This is a genomic window from Paenibacillus sp. MER TA 81-3 (assembly GCF_023713585.1).
Lineage (GTDB): Bacteria > Bacillota > Bacilli > Paenibacillales > Paenibacillaceae > Paenibacillus_B > Paenibacillus_B profundus.
Genome location: NZ_JAMAWB010000020.1, coordinates 36,740 through 53,381 on the forward strand (window position 1 = coordinate 36,740; position 16,642 = coordinate 53,381).

General features: G+C 56.2%; 17 protein-coding genes and 1 riboswitch. Of the genes, 14 read left to right on the forward strand and 3 right to left on the reverse strand.

Annotated features, from left to right (window positions below):
• Positions 1-9: 9 nt before the first annotated feature.
• The 12 genes from M3650_RS23770 (at position 10) to thiC (ending at position 11,368) form a co-directional block, all read left to right on the forward strand.
• A complete protein-coding gene (locus tag M3650_RS23770) occupies positions 10-312 on the forward strand; it encodes an EthD family reductase (RefSeq protein WP_019421028.1) in 303 nt (100 codons plus the stop codon).
• Positions 309-707 carry a PaaI family thioesterase gene (locus tag M3650_RS23775; protein ID WP_251578393.1) on the forward strand — a complete coding sequence of 133 codons (399 nt, stop codon included), beginning with the start codon at positions 309-311 and terminating at the stop codon, positions 705-707. Before M3650_RS23770 ends, M3650_RS23775 begins: the two co-directional genes overlap by 4 nt.
• A 54-nt stretch (positions 708-761) precedes the next feature.
• Positions 762-1,547 (forward strand): enoyl-CoA hydratase-related protein, encoded by a 786-nt coding sequence (locus tag M3650_RS23780; RefSeq protein ID WP_251578524.1) that lies wholly within the window; start codon positions 762-764, stop codon positions 1,545-1,547.
• Between the two features lie 12 nt (positions 1,548-1,559).
• Positions 1,560-2,915: a phenylacetate--CoA ligase family protein gene (locus M3650_RS23785; RefSeq protein ID WP_251578395.1), complete on the forward strand. Its 1,356-nt coding sequence runs from the start codon at positions 1,560-1,562 to the stop codon at positions 2,913-2,915.
• Positions 2,912-3,685 (forward strand): enoyl-CoA hydratase-related protein, encoded by a 774-nt coding sequence (locus tag M3650_RS23790; protein WP_251578397.1) that lies wholly within the window; start codon positions 2,912-2,914, stop codon positions 3,683-3,685. Before M3650_RS23785 ends, M3650_RS23790 begins: the two co-directional genes overlap by 4 nt.
• Positions 3,686-3,697: 12 nt before the next feature.
• On the forward strand, positions 3,698-4,489 hold the full coding sequence (locus M3650_RS23795) for an enoyl-CoA hydratase-related protein (protein ID WP_019421033.1): 792 nt from the start codon (positions 3,698-3,700) through the stop codon (positions 4,487-4,489).
• A 3-nt stretch (positions 4,490-4,492) separates the two neighbouring features.
• A complete protein-coding gene (locus M3650_RS23800; protein WP_251578399.1) occupies positions 4,493-5,353 on the forward strand; it encodes a 3-hydroxyacyl-CoA dehydrogenase NAD-binding domain-containing protein in 861 nt (286 codons plus the stop codon).
• Positions 5,343-6,113: a 3-hydroxyacyl-CoA dehydrogenase family protein gene (locus tag M3650_RS23805; RefSeq protein ID WP_251578401.1), complete on the forward strand. Its 771-nt coding sequence runs from the start codon at positions 5,343-5,345 to the stop codon at positions 6,111-6,113. The genes M3650_RS23800 and M3650_RS23805 overlap by 11 nt, the downstream gene beginning before the upstream one ends.
• Entirely contained in the window at positions 6,091-7,290 is a 1,200-nt protein-coding gene (locus tag M3650_RS23810; protein ID WP_251578403.1) for a thiolase family protein, read from the forward strand. The genes M3650_RS23805 and M3650_RS23810 overlap by 23 nt, the downstream gene beginning before the upstream one ends.
• Before the next feature lie 67 nt (positions 7,291-7,357).
• Positions 7,358-7,789 (forward strand): thioesterase family protein, encoded by a 432-nt coding sequence (locus M3650_RS23815; protein ID WP_251578406.1) that lies wholly within the window; start codon positions 7,358-7,360, stop codon positions 7,787-7,789.
• A gap of 160 nt (positions 7,790-7,949) precedes the next feature.
• Positions 7,950-8,786, forward strand: a complete 837-nt coding sequence (paaX, locus tag M3650_RS23820; protein ID WP_019421038.1) for a phenylacetic acid degradation operon negative regulatory protein PaaX — start codon at positions 7,950-7,952, stop codon at positions 8,784-8,786.
• A gap of 287 nt (positions 8,787-9,073) precedes the next feature.
• Positions 9,074-9,187, forward strand: a riboswitch (TPP riboswitch).
• Between the two features lie 381 nt (positions 9,188-9,568).
• Complete coding sequence (thiC, locus tag M3650_RS23825; RefSeq protein WP_251578408.1) at positions 9,569-11,368, forward strand: phosphomethylpyrimidine synthase ThiC; 1,800 nt, start codon at positions 9,569-9,571, stop codon at positions 11,366-11,368.
• Between the two features lie 243 nt (positions 11,369-11,611).
• On the opposite strand, the gene M3650_RS23830 is transcribed toward thiC, so the two are convergent.
• On the reverse strand, positions 11,612-12,244 hold the full coding sequence (locus M3650_RS23830) for a flavin reductase family protein (RefSeq protein WP_251578410.1): 633 nt from the start codon (positions 12,242-12,244) through the stop codon (positions 11,612-11,614).
• 112 nt (positions 12,245-12,356) lie between these two features.
• On the opposite strand from M3650_RS23830, the gene M3650_RS23835 reads away from it, so the two are divergent.
• The gene (locus tag M3650_RS23835) at positions 12,357-13,055 is read left to right on the forward strand and encodes an ArsR/SmtB family transcription factor (RefSeq protein ID WP_251578412.1); all 699 of its coding nucleotides are present in this window, start codon (positions 12,357-12,359) and stop codon (positions 13,053-13,055) included.
• Between the two features lie 207 nt (positions 13,056-13,262).
• Here the strand turns inward: M3650_RS23835 and M3650_RS23840 are convergent, their stop codons facing one another.
• Entirely contained in the window at positions 13,263-14,102 is an 840-nt protein-coding gene (locus M3650_RS23840) for an AraC family transcriptional regulator (RefSeq protein ID WP_251578414.1), read from the reverse strand.
• 80 nt (positions 14,103-14,182) lie between these two features.
• Complete coding sequence (locus tag M3650_RS23845) at positions 14,183-15,202, reverse strand: Gfo/Idh/MocA family protein (RefSeq protein WP_251578416.1); 1,020 nt, start codon at positions 15,200-15,202, stop codon at positions 14,183-14,185.
• A 202-nt stretch (positions 15,203-15,404) separates the two neighbouring features.
• On the opposite strand from M3650_RS23845, the gene M3650_RS23850 reads away from it, so the two are divergent.
• A complete protein-coding gene (locus tag M3650_RS23850; protein WP_251578418.1) occupies positions 15,405-16,640 on the forward strand; it encodes an N-acetylglucosamine-6-phosphate deacetylase in 1,236 nt (411 codons plus the stop codon).
• Positions 16,641-16,642 lie beyond the last annotated feature (2 nt).

Genomic DNA, 16,642 nt, shown 5'->3' on the forward strand with positions numbered 1-16,642 from the left:
GAAATGACAATGGTCAAATTGATAGCTATTTATCGCAAGCCGGAAGATATGGAGGCTTTTGATCAACATTATTTCAACACACATGCGCCGCTCGCGGCCAAGATGCCCGGCCTTGTGAAAATGGAAGTGGGCAAAATCTACGGTTCGCCGGGAGGCGAAAGCGATCTGCACCTGGTTGCGGAGATGTATTTTGAATCGAAGGAAGCCTTGAAGGCGGCGCTGTCGTCCGCAGAAGGCCGGGCATCGGGGAAGGATCTGATGGGATTTGCCGGCAAGGTTGTGTCGATGCATATGGCGGAGGTTCATGAGTGAGCCGTTCGCCTAATCGCAACCGATTTAATGATCTACTCGGGATAGTAGTCATGCAGCTGAATGACGATGGTTGCATTCTACAGCTGAAAATTCGGCCCGAGTTCCATAACAGTATCGAAGGCGTCGTTCATGGCGGCGTCACCAACGCATTGGCTGACGCCGCCATGGGTCATGCTGCTGCACCCCCGGTAGACGGGGTGCAGCAGTGTGTGACCGTGGAAAGCAAAATCAATTATTTGTCCCCGGCAACAGGGGAACTGCTCGTCGCGGAGTCCAAGGTGTTGAAACGCGGAGGCAAGCTAATTGTGACGGACGCCCGAATTACCTGTGACGGCAAGCTCGTCGCGTTTGCCTCAGGGACTTATGCGCGCGTTCGGCCGAACGCGCGGGAGTAAGCGGCGACAATACGGATAGCGGAAGGACAATTGGGCATGGAGCATATGGAACCTATGGAGCAATCAATAATCAAGCTGGAACAACACGGCCAGGTGGCGATCATTACGCTGAACCGGCCCGATGAACTGAACGCGTTCAATTATGCGGCATTGGTACGTCTGGGCGAGATTGTTGAGGAAATCCGGCAGAACCCGCAACACATTCGCACCGTCATCGTCACGGGAGCAGGCCGAGCGTTCAGCGCGGGGGCCGATCTGAAGGAGCGGCGCACGCTGAATGACCAGCAGGTGCGTCGCAACGTGCGCGCGATCCGCAACGTGTTCACCGCCGTGGAGCAGCTTCCTCAGCCGACGATCGCGGCAGTGAACGGGTATGCCTTCGGCGGCGGCTTTGAGCTGGCGCTTGCGTGCGACTTTCGCTATGCCGTCCAGGATGCACGCATGGGCCTCACCGAGGTGAGCCTGGGCATCATTCCCGGTGCGGGCGGAACGCAGCGGCTGCCGCGGCTCATCGGCCCGGCGAGAGCGAAAGAGCTGATTCTGACCGCCCGCAAAATTACCGCCCCGGAAGCGCTTCAGCTTGGGCTTCTGGGCGGGGTGGCGGAGGATACGGAACGGCTGCGTCAGATGGCGCTGGCATTGGCGGACGAGATTATCGCTAACGCGCCGCTTGCTGTCTATCAGGCGAAATATGCGATTGATCGGGGTGGCAGCGTTGATCTGCATACCGGCTTGGAGCTTGAGGCACAGGCATATGAATTGATGATCCCAACGAAGGATCGGACGGAGGCCCTGTCTGCTTTTGCGGAGAAGCGAAAGCCTGTCTTCCGTGGGGAGTAGGAGGGAAAGCGTTTGATATTCAATGTCGAAATGGAAACGATGCCGCGTGAGCGGATGCAAGCGCTTCAATTGGAAAGACTCCGGCGTACAATCAAGCGGGCGTATGACAATGTGCCCTTTCATCGTGCGGCGTTGGATCGTGCTGGCCTTGCACCGGAGGACATTCATTCTCTGGAGGACCTCCGGCGTCTGCCGTTCATGCGGAAGCCCGATCTTCACGAACATTATCCGTTCGGTTTGTTCGCGGCAGAGATGAAGGACTTGGTGCGGATACACGGATCATCCGGTACGAAAGGCAAGCCGGTTGTCGTGGGTTATACGAAACGGGACATTGAAGCCTGGGCCGAAATTGTCGCGCGCGCGATTTGCTGCGCGGGCGGCAGACCCGGGGACATCTTTCATAACGCTTATGGCTATGGTTTGTTTACGGGGGGACTTGGCCTGCACTACGGCATTGAGCATCTGGGCGCGGTGGCAGTGCCCGTGTCCGGAGGGAATACGCCCCGGCAAATTACGCTCATCCAGGATTTCAAACCGCGCGGACTGTCGGGCACGCCGTCTTATGTCTTGAACCTCGTCGAAGAAATGAAGAAGCAAGGCATCAATACACGCGCGACGAGCGTAGAGTATGGGATTTTCGGAGCGGAGCCATGGTCGGAGGAAATGCGCGGCCATTTGGAGGAAGCGCTCGGCATCAAGGCGCTTGACATCTATGGCTTGAGCGAAGTGCTCGGCCCAGGCGTCGCGATCGAATGCTGTGAGGCGCAGGACGGCTTGCATATCGCCGAAGATCACTTTTTGGCGGAGGTCATCGACCGGGAGACGGGCGAAGCGCTGCCGCTCGGGCAAGAAGGAGAGCTGGTGTTCACTTCGCTGACGAAAGAGGCATTTCCGGTCATCCGTTACCGAACGGGCGACATTGCGTCGCTCAACCCCGGCAATTGCAAGTGCGGCCGCACGACAATGCGGATGTCGCGAATTAAAGGCAGAGTGGACGACATGCTGATCATTCGCGGGGTCAACGTCTTTCCGACCGAGCTGGAAGCGGTGCTGCTGACCTTCAATCAGCTTGCTCCCCATTATCAAGTGGTCATTGAACGCGACAACGCCCTTGACCGCTTTGAAGTTCATTGTGAAATTACGCCCGAATTCCAGAACCGGATCGGCGGAATTCAGGAAAGCAGCGATGTGGCCGAACTGGTAAAAGAGATGGGGAAGGCGATTAAATGCTCGCTCGGCGTCTCAGTCGTGCTGCATGTGAACGAGCCGAACACTATCGCCCGCAGCGAGGGAAAAGCGGTCCGTATCGTAGACAATCGCAACCAGACAGCGGCCGTCCAAGAAGGTAAAGGAGTGGAAGCGGGATGACAAGCCGTTATATCAATCTGTCGTCCGAAGGTGAGGTAGGGATTCTCACTCTAAACCGTCCGCATGTGCTCAATGCGTTGAATCGTGAGCTCATGCTTGAACTCGTCACCGAGTTGGAGCGGATGGAGCAAGACGATAGCGTCAAGGCGATTGTGCTTACCGGCAGCGAGCAAGCCTTTGCCGCCGGGGCCGACATTAAGGAAATGGCCGACGAGTCGGCCATTTCGATGCTGCTGAAGCGGCAATTTGCCGTCTGGGATCGCATCGATGGCATTACGAAGCCGATCATCGCTGCAGTGAGCGGGTATGTGCTCGGCGGCGGCTGCGAGCTGATGATGAGCTGCGATCTGGTCGTCGCTTCGGATACGGCGCGAATCGGCCAGCCGGAGATTAAGCTGGGCGTGATGCCCGGCGCTGGCGGGACGCAGCGGTTGACCAAGGCGGTAGGCTTGCGCAAGGCGATGGAGCTGCTCTTGACCGGGGACACGATGACAGCGGAAGAAGCGCTTCGCTGCGGCTTGATCAACAAGGTGGCGCCGGTCGAAATGTACTTCCGGGAAGCGTTGAAGCTGGCTCAGCGCATTGCCGCCCAGCCGCCGCTTTCCGTCCGCTTGATTAAGCAGGCGGTGCGCAAGGCGCAGGACCATCCACTGGCCGAAGGGCTGGATTACGAGCGCCATTGTTTCCATCTGCTGTTCGCCAGCGACGATCAGAAGGAAGGCATGAAGGCTTTTCTGGAAAAACGAACTCCCCAATTCAGAGGCAAGTAGGAGGTTAGAACGATGTACGAGACGATTCTGTACGAAGTATCCGGCGGCGTGGCCCGCATGACGATGAACCGGCCAGATAAGTACAATGCGTTCACCGGGCAGATGATTGCGGAGATGACTGCTGCGCTGAAGAAAGCAGGAAAAGATGAGGAGATCCGCTGCATCGTCCTTACGGGGGCCGGCAAGGCGTTCAACGCAGGACAGGACTTGGGCGACGTGCAGGGCGCGGATGCACAAGGCGCAGAGCCGAACCATGGGGATGTGCTGCGTGAACGTTACAATCCGCTGATTATGCAGCTCCGCAACACGGAAAAGCCGATCATCGCCGCTGTCAACGGCGTGGCAGCAGGCGCGGGAGTGAGCGTCGCGCTGGCTTGCGACCTTCGCATCGTGTCGGAGAAGGCATATTTTGTGAATGCGTTCGTCAACATCGGACTCGTTCCCGACTCTGGCGGCTGTTATTTTCTGCCTCGTCTCGTCGGCTTGGGCAAGGCGTTGGAGCTGGCCATGACCGGAGACCGCGTATCAGCGGAAGAAGCGTATCGCATCGGTCTGGCCAATCGCGTATGCGCAGCGGAACAGTTCGCTGATGAAGCCGAGCGGTTGGCGGTTAAGCTGGCAGCGCTGCCGACGCGCGCCATCGGGCTCATCAAGCGGACGATGTACAAAGGGCTGGATATGAATCTGGCGCAGACATTGGAGCATGAAGCGTACGCTCAGGAAATCGCAGGAAATACGGAAGATCACAGGGAAGGAATGCAAGCTTTTTTGGAGAAGCGGCCTCCCGAGTTCAAGGGGGTATAGTTCATGACTGTTACTTGTCCAGTTGGCGTAGTTGGCGCAGGCACGATGGGAGCGGGCATTGCTCTCGTCTGTGCGCGTCAGGGCCACCGCGTTTATTTGCACGATATCAAGCAGGATGTTCTGGATAAAGCGCAATCGTATATCGCTTCCATACTAACCAAAGATGTTGCGAAGGGGAACATATCGGAACAGCAGAAGCAGGAGACGTACGAACTCGTCGAGCCTGTTCAGGATATCACTATGCTCGGCGCGTGCAGTATCGTCATCGAGGCGGTTCCTGAGAAGTTGGAGCTAAAGCGGACGATTTTTGCCCGTTTGACGGATTTGTGCCGAAGCGACGTCCTGCTGTTAAGCAACACGTCATCCCTCTCGATTACCGAGATTGCTGGGGGCTTGCCCCATCCCGAGCGCATCATTGGCTTTCACTTTTTTAACCCTGCGCCCGTCATGCCTCTAGTTGAAGTGATCCGTGGGCACCGGTCTGGAGGAGAGGCAACGGCAGCCGCTTATCGGTTCGCCAAGGAGCTCGGCAAGGTGCCCGTGCTGGCTGCAGATTCGCCCGGCTTCATCGTGAACCGCGTGGCTCGCCCCTACTATAACGAGGCGTTGCGCATCTTGGGCGACCGGACGGCCGACGTGGAGCAAATCGACCGCATTATGAAGCAGGCTGGCGGCTTTAAGATGGGTCCGTTCGAACTGCAGGATCTAATCGGAATCGATATCAACTATGCTACGACGGAATCCGTCTACACCCATTTTTTCCACGAAAACCGCTTCAAGCCGAGCCGCATCCAGCAGCGGATGGTCCAGGCGGGGAGCTTAGGCAGAAAGACAGGGGAGGGATTCTATCCATATGACAACTAAAGCGGTGTTGTTGGCTGGCGGGAGCCCCTTGAACGCGGAACTGCGCGCGCTGCTGGAGCAAAGCGGCTATTTGGCCGTCTCCTTGGCGGAAGCGGAGGACAGTGGCTCCCCAAAGCAGTTTTGGTGTGCTGTGGAAGCGACCAATTATGATTTGGAGGAGAAACAAGCCAACATCCGGCAATTCGAACGGCTGCTGGCCCCAGAGGTTCCGATTTTTTCCACCTCGCTTGCCATAACGGCTACCGAGATTGCCGCATGGACCCAGCGGCCAGAGCGAGTATGCGGCTTCGGCACGCTTGCTCCGCTGGCCGAACGGGACCTCATCGAGGTGGCGCCCGCTCTGCAGACGGCAGATCATGTGCTGCGCCAGAGCGAGGTCTTGTTCCGTTCTCTCGGCAAAAACGTCGAAATCGTTCAGGACGAGGTAGGGCTGGTATTTCCTCGCATCCTTTCCTTAATCGTGAACGAAGCGGCCTTTGCCTTGATGGAAGGGACTGCGACCGCTGGGGATATCGACACCGCCATGAAGCTGGGAACCAGCTATCCGTACGGACCGCTCGAATGGGCCGACCGCATCGGACTGGATGACGTGCTGGCGGTAATTCGCGGGCTGCACCGCGATCTGGGGGAGGAACGCTATCGGCCTGCTCCGCTGCTCCGCAAGCTGGTGCTGGCGGGCCGGGTCGGCCGCCGCAGCGGCCAAGGCTTCTATTCTTACGATAATGGAGGGGAACGATATGGGAACGCCCGTAATTATTGATGCTGTGCGGACGCCGATCGGCCGGTACGGGGGAGCGCTGAAAGACGTGCGTGCCGACGACTTGGGCGCCGTGGTCATTCGCCGATTGATGGAGCGGAATCCGATAGATCCCGAGCAGATTAGCGGCGTTATCTTCGGCTGCGCCAACCAAGCGGGGGAGGATTGCCGCAACGTCGCCCGGATGTCGGTGCTGTTGGCCGGGCTGCCGGTGGAGGTGCCCGGTGTAACGGTGAACCGCCTCTGCGGTTCCGGCATGGAGGCGGTCAATCAGAGCGCCTATGCGATTATGGCGGGAGCCGGCCACGCTTATGTGGCCGGCGGAACGGAGAGCATGACGCGGGCCCCGTTGGTGATGATGAAGCCAGAAGCGGCTTTCCAACGGGGCAATCAGCATATATACGACACCACCTTGGGGTGGAGGCTGACCAACGACAAGCTGGCAGCCGTCTACCCGCCGATCAGCTTGGGTGAAACGGCGGAAAACGTCGCGGAGCAGTACGGTGTCAGCAGGGAGGCGCAGGACGAATTTGCGCTGGCCAGTCAGCAGAAGTACGCCAGAGCCCATGCGGCAGGCAAATTTGCCGATGAAATCGTTCCGGTGGAAATCGTCGGGCGCAAGGGCGAGGTCTCGTTGTTCGAGCAGGATGAACACCCGCGCCCAGAGACGTCGCTGGAGCAGCTGCAGAAGCTGAAACCGGCCTTCAAACAAGGGGGGACCGTCACGGCGGGTAATTCATCCGGCCTTAACGACGGCGCCGCGTCGCTGCTCATTATGGAGCAGGAGGCCGCCCGATCGCTCGGGCTGAGGCCGCGCGCGCGGGTGGTCGCTTCGGCGGCTGCGGGTGTTGATCCAGCCGTAATGGGAATCGGCCCCGTTCCGGCTGCACGCAAGGTGCTGAAGATGGCCGGACTGTCGATCGGGGAGATCGACTTGTTCGAAATCAATGAAGCGTTTGCCGCACAGGCCGTTGCCAGTGTCCGCGAATTGAATATCGATCCCGAGCGGGTGAACGTTAACGGAGGGGCGATCGCGCTCGGCCATCCGCTCGGCTGCAGCGGTGCCCGGATACTGACGACCCTGCTGTACGAGATGGAACGCAGAGATGCCCGCTACGGGCTGGCCGCGATGTGCATTGGCGTAGGGCAAGGCATCGCCACGATCATCGAGCGGGTATAGCGGGGGCGCCTATAAGTATGTGTTAAAAAAGGAGCCTTCTAAACAACCTCTATAAGGAGGAGTAGACATGAAGCCAGGTTTGCATCCAGGTGCCGCCATATCGTTTGCCGTGACTGTGACTTCGGACATGCGTCCTGCTTTTGATGGAAAAGTAGTGCACGACGTGATGTCCACGGTCATGATGATCTACTATATGGAGAAGGCGGGGCGCGAGATGATTGTGCCTTTTCTGGAAGAGGGGGAAGAAGGCTCAGGGTATGCCCTCGACATCAAGCACGTCGGTCCAGCCTTGGTGGGGCAAGTCGTGATGTTCCGCGCCGTCTGTGCCGAGGTTGCGCCGAAGCGCGTTATTTGCGACGTGACAGCGGAGACGGAATTCAATCTGGTGGGGAAAGGGTCGTTTACCCAAGCAATTTTTGATAAAAAGGTAATGGCGCAGCGCTTCATGGAATTGCGGGGCAAAGTGGAGGAGAAGCAGGGGAAACATCAAACCAGCTAGTGAGCAAGTGCGTCACGGTCGACAGAGGTGCGGCCTTGAAGGCGTTCGGTTATCAAAACCGCTGGCACAAAGCGTTTTACTCCACAGCCTTATGTGATACAATTTGACAAGATGCAACATTTGCCAATTATAGAATGAATCGAACTAGGAGTGGGTGAACGTGAGGCCGCAATCCATGCTGTTTACCATTTACGGCGAGTACGTCCGGCATTACGGCAGTGAAATTTGGGTCGGGAGCCTGACCTGTTTAATGGGGGAATTCGGCTTGACCGAACAGGCGGTTCGGGCTGCCATCTCGCGCATGCTTCGCCAGGGGTGGCTGGAATCGCGCAAAGTAGGGAACCGCAGCTATTACTCGATGTCTCCTCGCGGAAAGAGACGTCTGGACGAGGCCGCTGCGCGCATTTACAAGCAGGAGACCGACAAGTGGAACGGCAAGTGGTGCATTGCCAGCTACAACATTCCCGAAAAGCAGCGGGGCGTGCGGGATCAGCTGCGTAAAGAGCTGGCGTGGCTCGGCTTCGGCATGTTGACGACGAGCACGTGGATTAGCCCGAACGACCTTGCCGACAAAGTCAGGGAGATCTCGGAATCGCACCACATTACCGACCATGTGGAAATTTTCCTAGCGGACCATGTCGCGTGGAGCACGCCCAGACAGTTGGTGCAGAAATGCTGGAACATCGAGGATATCAATGCCGCTTATGCGGAGTTTATCAACGAGTACATGCCGGGGTATGAAAGATTGCTGAGCATGGCGGAGAAGGGGCAGGATGTTCAGGACGGTTATTGCTTCGTGGAGAAGACCAAGCTGGTCCACAGGTACCGGAAGTTCCTGTTTATCGATCCCGATTTTCCTGAGGAGCTGCTGCCGGATGTCTGGCTCGGCAAGGAAGCGGATCAACTGTTCCAGGACTACTACGATTTGCTGCATCCGGGTTCTAGTCGTTTCTTTGAACAAGTGTACGAATGCTCTCCCGATGCGCTGCCAGGTTGATCCAGCAAGTAGGCTTCGGCGGAGGAACTCCCCGTTACAGGAGAAAGGTATCGAAGTAAGCTTAAGCGCGCGGTGTGCTGTGCACTTTTTCGTGGGCTTTTGTAAACTCTTACTTCCGTGCTTTAAAGTGAGCTTGCGTTGTGAGGCAGGCAATCGGATTAAGCCTGTTTTAGAGGCTGTTACGAAAGTCCCTTTTACTCAGGGGAGTGAATTATACGTTGCCAAAATTTACGCAATCCTGTATTGTAAGGGTGTGGCAGTGAAATATTGCCAATTATGACTTACATAAGCGTTACTAGGGGAGCCCTGAGCGTGGGCTGAGACAAGGTCGCGATTAAGACTTTAAACCCTTTGCACCTGATCTGGATTATACCAGCGTAGGGAAGTAATCGGCACAGCAGAGATGCTTAGGCTTGCTTTAATATAAAGCTTGCCTGCGCAACACTCATTCTACAGGAAAGCCGGTTCCTTTCGGGACCGGCTTGTTTTGCGTCTGCATGACGGAATTCATGTTATTAATGACGTACAACCTGCCCCTTTGTATAGGAGCTGATCCCTTCATCATAAGCAATCTCTTCATGCGTGGTTCCTTTTTACGCTTTTCGACTATACCTGACAGGATGCAATTCTGCTGCAATTTGCAGACAAGGGGACGTGGCTCCACGACAAAGCTGTTGTCCAGCCGCTTCTCAGCCTACTAACGCCCGCTGGAAAATGACTAGCAAGGACTCCCGGCAGCGCTTGAACGGTGTAAGCAGTTCATTCCAAGGAGGAATCATGTCATGTCTCATACGTTACATCCCCATTCAGCGCAAGCTGAGCCGCGCGTGTTATGCGCGCCGTTTCCGAATAGCCGGAAAGTGTACACACAAGGATCGCGTCCCGATATGCTCGTTCCGGAACGGGAGATTACGCTGGCTTCGACAGAAACGCCGACCGGTATAGAGCATCATGATCCGCTGCGCGTCTACGATACGAGCGGTCCGTACACGGACGCCGCGTATTCGGTAGACATTCGCCGCGGTTTGCCGCCGCTGCGCAATGCCTGGGTGCTTGAACGAGGCGATGTCGATGCGTACAGCGGACGACATGTGCAGCCGGAAGATAATGGCTTTCGGACACCTGAAGCAGTTCACGTGGCAGGAGCCGAAATCTTCCCGCAGGCAGGACGTCAGCCGCTGCAGGCGCACTCCGGCCGCAACGTGACGCAAATGCATTACGCAAGGCGCGGCATCATAACCCCTGAGATGGAGTTCGCCGCTATCCGCGAAGGCGTGTCGCCGGAACTTGTGCGGGATGAGATTGCGCGCGGGCGGGCGATTTTACCCGCAAACATCAATCATCCAGAATGCGAGCCGATGCTCATCGGCAGTAAGTTCCACGTGAAGATTAACGCCAATATCGGCAACTCCGCCGTCGCTTCTTCCATTGACGAGGAAGTGGAGAAAATGACGTGGGCCATTCGTTGGGGAGCCGACACGATAATGGATTTGTCCACCGGCAAAAACATTCATACGACGCGGGAATGGATTATTCGCAACAGTCCGGTGCCAGTAGGAACAGTGCCGATTTATCAGGCGTTGGAGAAGGTGGGCGGTCAAGCGGAGGAGCTGTCATGGGACATATATCGCGATACGCTCATTGAGCAGGCGGAGCAGGGCGTCGATTACTTCACGATTCATGCGGGCGTGCTGCTGCGTTATATTCCGCTGACGGCCAAGCGTATGACCGGCATCGTTTCCCGTGGCGGCTCGATTATGGCGGCCTGGTGCTTGGCACATCATCAGGAGAATTTCTTGTACACGCACTTTGAGGAAATATGCGAAATTATGAAGGCGTACGATGTGTCGTTCTCTTTGGGCGATGGCTTGCGGCCGGGCAGTATATACGATGCGAACGATGAAGCGCAATTCGCCGAGCTGCGCACGCTGGGCGAGCTGACGAATATCGCCTGGAAGCACGATGTGCAGGTGATGATTGAAGGGCCAGGCCACGTGCCGATGCACAAGATTAAGGAGAACGTCGACATTCAAATGGAAATTTGCAAAGAGGCACCGTTCTATACGCTTGGACCGCTAACGACGGATATTGCACCGGGATATGATCATATTACGTCGGCTATCGGCGCGGCCATGATCGGTTGGTTCGGCACGTCGATGCTCTGTTATGTCACGCCGAAGGAGCACCTTGGGCTGCCGAATAAGAACGATGTGCGCGAAGGTGTCGTCACATATAAGATAGCGGCGCATGCCGCGGATCTGGCCAAGGGGCATCCGCGCGCGCAGAAGCGTGATGATGCGCTGTCCAAAGCGAGATTCGAGTTCCGCTGGCGCGACCAGTTCAATCTGTCGCTCGATCCGGAGCGGGCTATGGAATATCACGACGAGACGCTTCCGGCGGAAGGGGCGAAATCGGCTCATTTTTGCTCCATGTGCGGACCGAAATTTTGCAGCATGCGCATTACGCAGGATATTCGCGAGTATGCGCGTGAGCATGGACTCGAGGATGAGGCGGCCATTGAAGCGGGCTTGAAGGAAAAAGCGGAAGAGTATCGGACGCGTTCGGCAGAAGTTCCAAGCTAGCGGAGAAGCAGGGTGCGGTGAGGAAGCAGCCTAGAATTAGCGAATCGAATGTTGGGTAGAAGATCTCGGTTGGCGGAAGCTTAGAGTTAGCCGGCGAAGCACCGCGATGGGCGCATTCCCAGACAATCCAGCGGCTGGACGGGACTATCGTGCGCCACGGAGATGCTGAACAGGCGATAGACAGAAAATAAAAATAAGATGAAAAGGGTAAGTAAAAGACGGCTGTTGAGGCCGTCTTATTCCTTATACTTCAGCCCGATACGTATGGCCGAGTGCAGAGCTTAGCCCGAAGTAATGGCGGAAGTTATAAATGAGAGGATTCCATTTGGACGGATCCACGTGGTTGCCGCCGGCCATAATGCCGGGGTGCGCGTGTATGGATATCGCCTGCGTCTCGACAATCGCGAAGAATGGAGCATATTCCGGGATCGTCACGTTTCGCACTTCGCATTCGATTTGGAGAGGGCACTCTGCGATTCTCGCTGGCGATATAGTAGCGGAAGGAACAGGCGTTAACCCGGCGGCGGCGAACTTGTCCGGTTCGTACCGGAAGCCGGACTGAGCCTTATAATCTGGCACAGGGTGTTTGCCTGTCAGCGGGGCGAGCTTCTCCACCTGCCTCCATAAGGAAGCGTCGGGCACATTAATGACAAGCTGCGGCGTGCGCTGCACATTTTCTATACATTTTCCTCCGAATCCCATTCCTAGAACGAGGTTGTGCCCTAGCGCCCATGAAGAAGAAAGCGGGCTAATATTCGTTGTCCCATCTTCATTTAGAGTCGTCACCAAAATGACAGGCATGCCAAAATACAAAATCTTCGGCTCAATCTGAATGGATGGGGAAAGCGCGTTGTTTTCTGGTGCTGTGTAGTTCATGTTATATCCTCCCGACATCGTTGTACTCACTCGTTCAAGTTCATTGTAATCCGCCAACATTTCAACTATCATCGAAATATGAAATACATTTCAGTGGGAGGTCGTAAGACGAATGAATGTGCCTGTCAATGTGCCTGTTAATGTATCTGTCATCGCATCGCTGCTCAGTGATGCTTCCCGTTCCGCCATGCTAACGCATTTGTTGGATGGCCGCTTCCATCCTGCAGGAGAGATGGCGCTGGCTGCGGGCATCACGCCACAGACCGCCAGCTTTCATCTTGCCAAGATGATGGAGTCTGGTGTTGTCGTCGCTGAGAAGCACGGGCGCCACCGCTATTACCGAATTCAGAAATCTGCGGATGCGGAAATTATTGAACAACTGCTTTCCCTGTCAGGACCGGTTCAGATTACATCGCTAAGACAATCTGTGCAAATGGAGAAGCTTCGTCATGCGCGCATGTGCTACGATCATGTAGCAGGCGAGTTGGGGGTATCGATTGCGGATTCGCTAACTGAAAGAGGACTGCTATACAAGAACGGAATGGAGTTTGCAGTCACAGATGCGGGGGAAGCATTTTTCAACGATTTCGGACTTGAATTGGGCGAATTGAGGAGAAAAAGACGTTCCTTTTGCCGCTGCTGCCTGGATTGGACTGAACGGAAGCATCATGTGGCAGGGGCGCTGGGGCAGGCATTGGCTGAACGCATGATGCAGTTGAATTGGCTGGAGCATGATTCGTCAAGCCGTGCGGTGCGTATTACGGAGGAAGGCAGGGAGCGTATATCCGCTCTGTTCGATATTCCGCTCTGATCAGGCCGTATGCCTTGAGTAGCGAATGCTCGTTTTCATCTGGAGCTCTTTCAATGTGCGGCAACGCTCATTCAGCATAGTTGTCAGGTGATTGATAAGACGAGCAAGAATTCGCAAACGCTGTACATCATTGGACGGGCATTCGAAATTCAGGATGCGGATGCACCACTCCGCTACGAGCTGAAACACGGACGTGAGGTACTTGTTCTATTTTCGCTCCTTGCGGCGATATTCGTTCGGAGTCATGCCGACAAGGGACTTGAATGTGCGTGAGAAGTGGGATGCATCTTTAAATCCGGCTTGAAGTCCGACATGGGTCACGGTCTCGTCGGGAAAGGTCAGCAGGAGCATCTTCGCCTGACTGATGCGCCGCCTTGTCACGTATTCGAAGATGGTCAAGCCTGTTACTTGCTTGAATGACTTAATGAGGTGATATTTGCTCGCGTGCAGCCGGGCCTCCATGTCATCGAGCGACAGAACGTCCGCATGCAGATGGGTCTCCACATACTCCACGATCCGCTCGGCCCATACGATGGGCTTGGAGGAGTCCTGCGGCTCGGTGCCGAATGTGGACTCGCACTGTTCGTACAGGAATAAAAATAAATCCAATAATGCAGCACGGAGCCGAATCTCCGCGACTCTGCCCTCTTCATCGTAGAAGCGGTGCAGACGAAAGAGCAGCTCTTCGGCTTCCGCGCGTTGCCCATCCTGCAGCCGCAGATGCTTGTTCCGCAGAGTGCGAAAGGGCTGCAGCACATCAAAGTCGCACAGCGGCTTACACCATGCTTCTGCTTCACACGGATCGAACAGCATCGTCGTGCGGACGTATGCCTCGCGCTTATCAGGTATAGGGCCGTGTCTGGCCATTCCGTTCATAATAATAATATCGCCGGGAACGAGCTGCAGCTGTTCTTGCCCCAACAAATAAGCGCAGCGTCCGCTGTGAAACATATATACTTCATATCCAAAATGCGTATGAAATAGCGAATGAATCGGCTTCGTCGTACGGTAGTCCAACGAAAGTATCGGAGTAGGGGTAAGCGGCAATGCGAGTCCTCCTTCTGGCGCAATCCTAATACTTCCATCATAACCGAAATGACGGGTCAGAGGAAACGAAAGAGCGGCAGTTATGACAGACCGGCATGTCCCAGGGCAACGGACTTGCAGCTTGCCAGGCTTTCATTCACCGCTTCCACGAAGGCGATGATCTCCACCGTCTCCGCAACAGGCAGCGGTGATTGCTTCGTATGGAAGAAATTCACGATCTGTTCTAGCAAGCTGGCATAGAACGGCTTCGGATGAGAGGCGATTTCTACATGCACAGAGCCTGCCGCGCTGTGAAGGACTGCTCCAAATGCACCGCCATGTTGGTTGCCCCTAATAGTGGCGATCCGGCCATCTTGCCAGCGACCGATAATCAGCTCTCCTTCTGCTGAAGGCATGGCCTCCACCTGTTCGCAACCTGCTCCCATGGCGGCGTATACCATCTCCACCGTATGTATGCCATACCAGAACCAGCCCGGAAAGCCCGCTTCGCGCGGGGTCGGCCCGTATGCATCGATGCCTTGTACGACGGCAAGCGACGGACCAGTCAGCACGGAAGCCGACTGCGCGGCGCCTGCCGCTTGCAGCGCAGCTGTCAACGCTTCGGCGTATCGAAGGGCAGAGGAGCTCATCAACGGCACATTATATTGCTGTGCCAGCTTGACGATTCGGATCGCTTCCTCTGTCGTGAACGCCAGCGGCTTGTCGATAAAGACAGGCTTGCCGCAGGCAGCAACGGCGGCGAACTGCGCCTCATGCACGCTGCCATCTACCGATTCCAACAACATGGCATCGCATTGTCCGGCCAGTTCCCCCAATGATTCCACAAGCTGAATTTCGAAGCGCTCCTGCAGTTGAGTGGCATATCCATCTACCCGGGAAGCGCTTATAGGCAAATTCGGGGAACCGCCGGGATAAGCGGCTGTTACTTTCCCGCCCAATATGTGGTAGGGGTGGCCGCTATCATTCAGCAGCTCCGTAAAAGCGATAGCGTGTGACGTATCGAGTCCGACGATACCGATGCTTAGCATATCTTTCATTTCTTTTATCTCTCCTTCTTCTGGCGTCCAGCTCGCAATCCAACTAAATACCATCAATACCATCAATACCATCCTACCTTGTTCAGTGCCTCTTTGCTTGCCTCATATTGGCATTGTACGGTCCACTTTCGCACAATATTGGCGTATTGCGTTCGATCCGTTGTAGAAGTGCGGAAGCCTTTCTATAATCAGACTAAGCATGGAAGAAAAAGCATATTTTCGAATAGAGGCAAGTCTTCATCTGCATAGAGAGGCGGGAGGTTGTGTGACTGTAATCGAAGGATATTGTCTGCTTGGCGGCAGCTTCAGACGTTGGGATACAGGTGATGATGGGTGCGTTGCAGAGGTTCGAGAGGTTCGTTCCCCCTCTTCAGCGGCAGCCGAATCGATGGGGTCGGCTTCCGCTGACGCATCGGTCGAATGGCACGGCGCTTGCGGTTCTGGATCACGGCAACAGCATAGCTTCATTGCTCCGGGGCTCGTCGATCTGCAAATCAACGGCTGCTTCGGCATTGACTTCAATCAGGCCTCCCTAACGGTCGAGCAGGTTCATGAAGCTACGCGCAAGCTGTGGCAGCATGGCGTCACGACGTATTATCCGACGGTCATTACGAATGCGGACGATAGCATCTCGCAGATAGTCTCCACGATTGCGGCAGCGTGCGAGGAGGATGAGCTTACGGCGCTTAGTATCGCCGGCATTCACTTGGAAGGTCCTTATTTATCGCCAGAAGACGGAGCGCGCGGGGCACATGATAAAAAGTATATTTGCCCGCCGGATATGACGCAGTTCGCACGTTGGCAGCAGGCGGCTGGCGGCCGCATCCGTCTCGTCACTCTGTCGCCGGATTGGGCGGAAGCGCCCGCATTCATCGCGGCTGCTGCGGCAAGCGGCGTTACGGTGTCGATCGGACATACGGCGGCATCGCCGGAGCAGATACGACAGGCCGCGCAAGCCGGTGCCCGCATGTCAACGCACCTCGGCAACGGAGCGCACCTCATGCTGCCGCGCCATCCGAACTATATATGGGAGCAGCTGGCGGACGAACGCATATGGACGTGCGTCATCGCGGACGGGTTCCATCTGCCCTCTTCCGTCCTGAAGGTGTTCCAGCGCGCGAAGCCAGAGCGGTTCGTTCTGGTCAGCGACGCGGTCTATCTGTGCGGCCTGGCCCCGGGTCCATACCGGACGCACATCGGCGGCGATGTCGTGCTGACGCCGGAAGGGCGGCTCCAGCTGGCTGCCGATCCGCGTATGCTGGCGGGATCGGCACAGCTGCTCCCGCACGGCATTGCCCATATGATACGGGCATGCGGATTATCGCCTGCAGCTGCGTGGAGAGCAGCCTCCCTGTACCCTGCCATAGCGATGGGGCTCCCGCATCGGCATGGGCTTGAGCGGGGCGCTCCCGCTGATGCGGTGGAATGGAGCTGGAATGAGGATGCAGCGATTCGGATTCATCGGGTATGGAAGGCAGGACGACTTGTGAAGGAGGAGTGAGA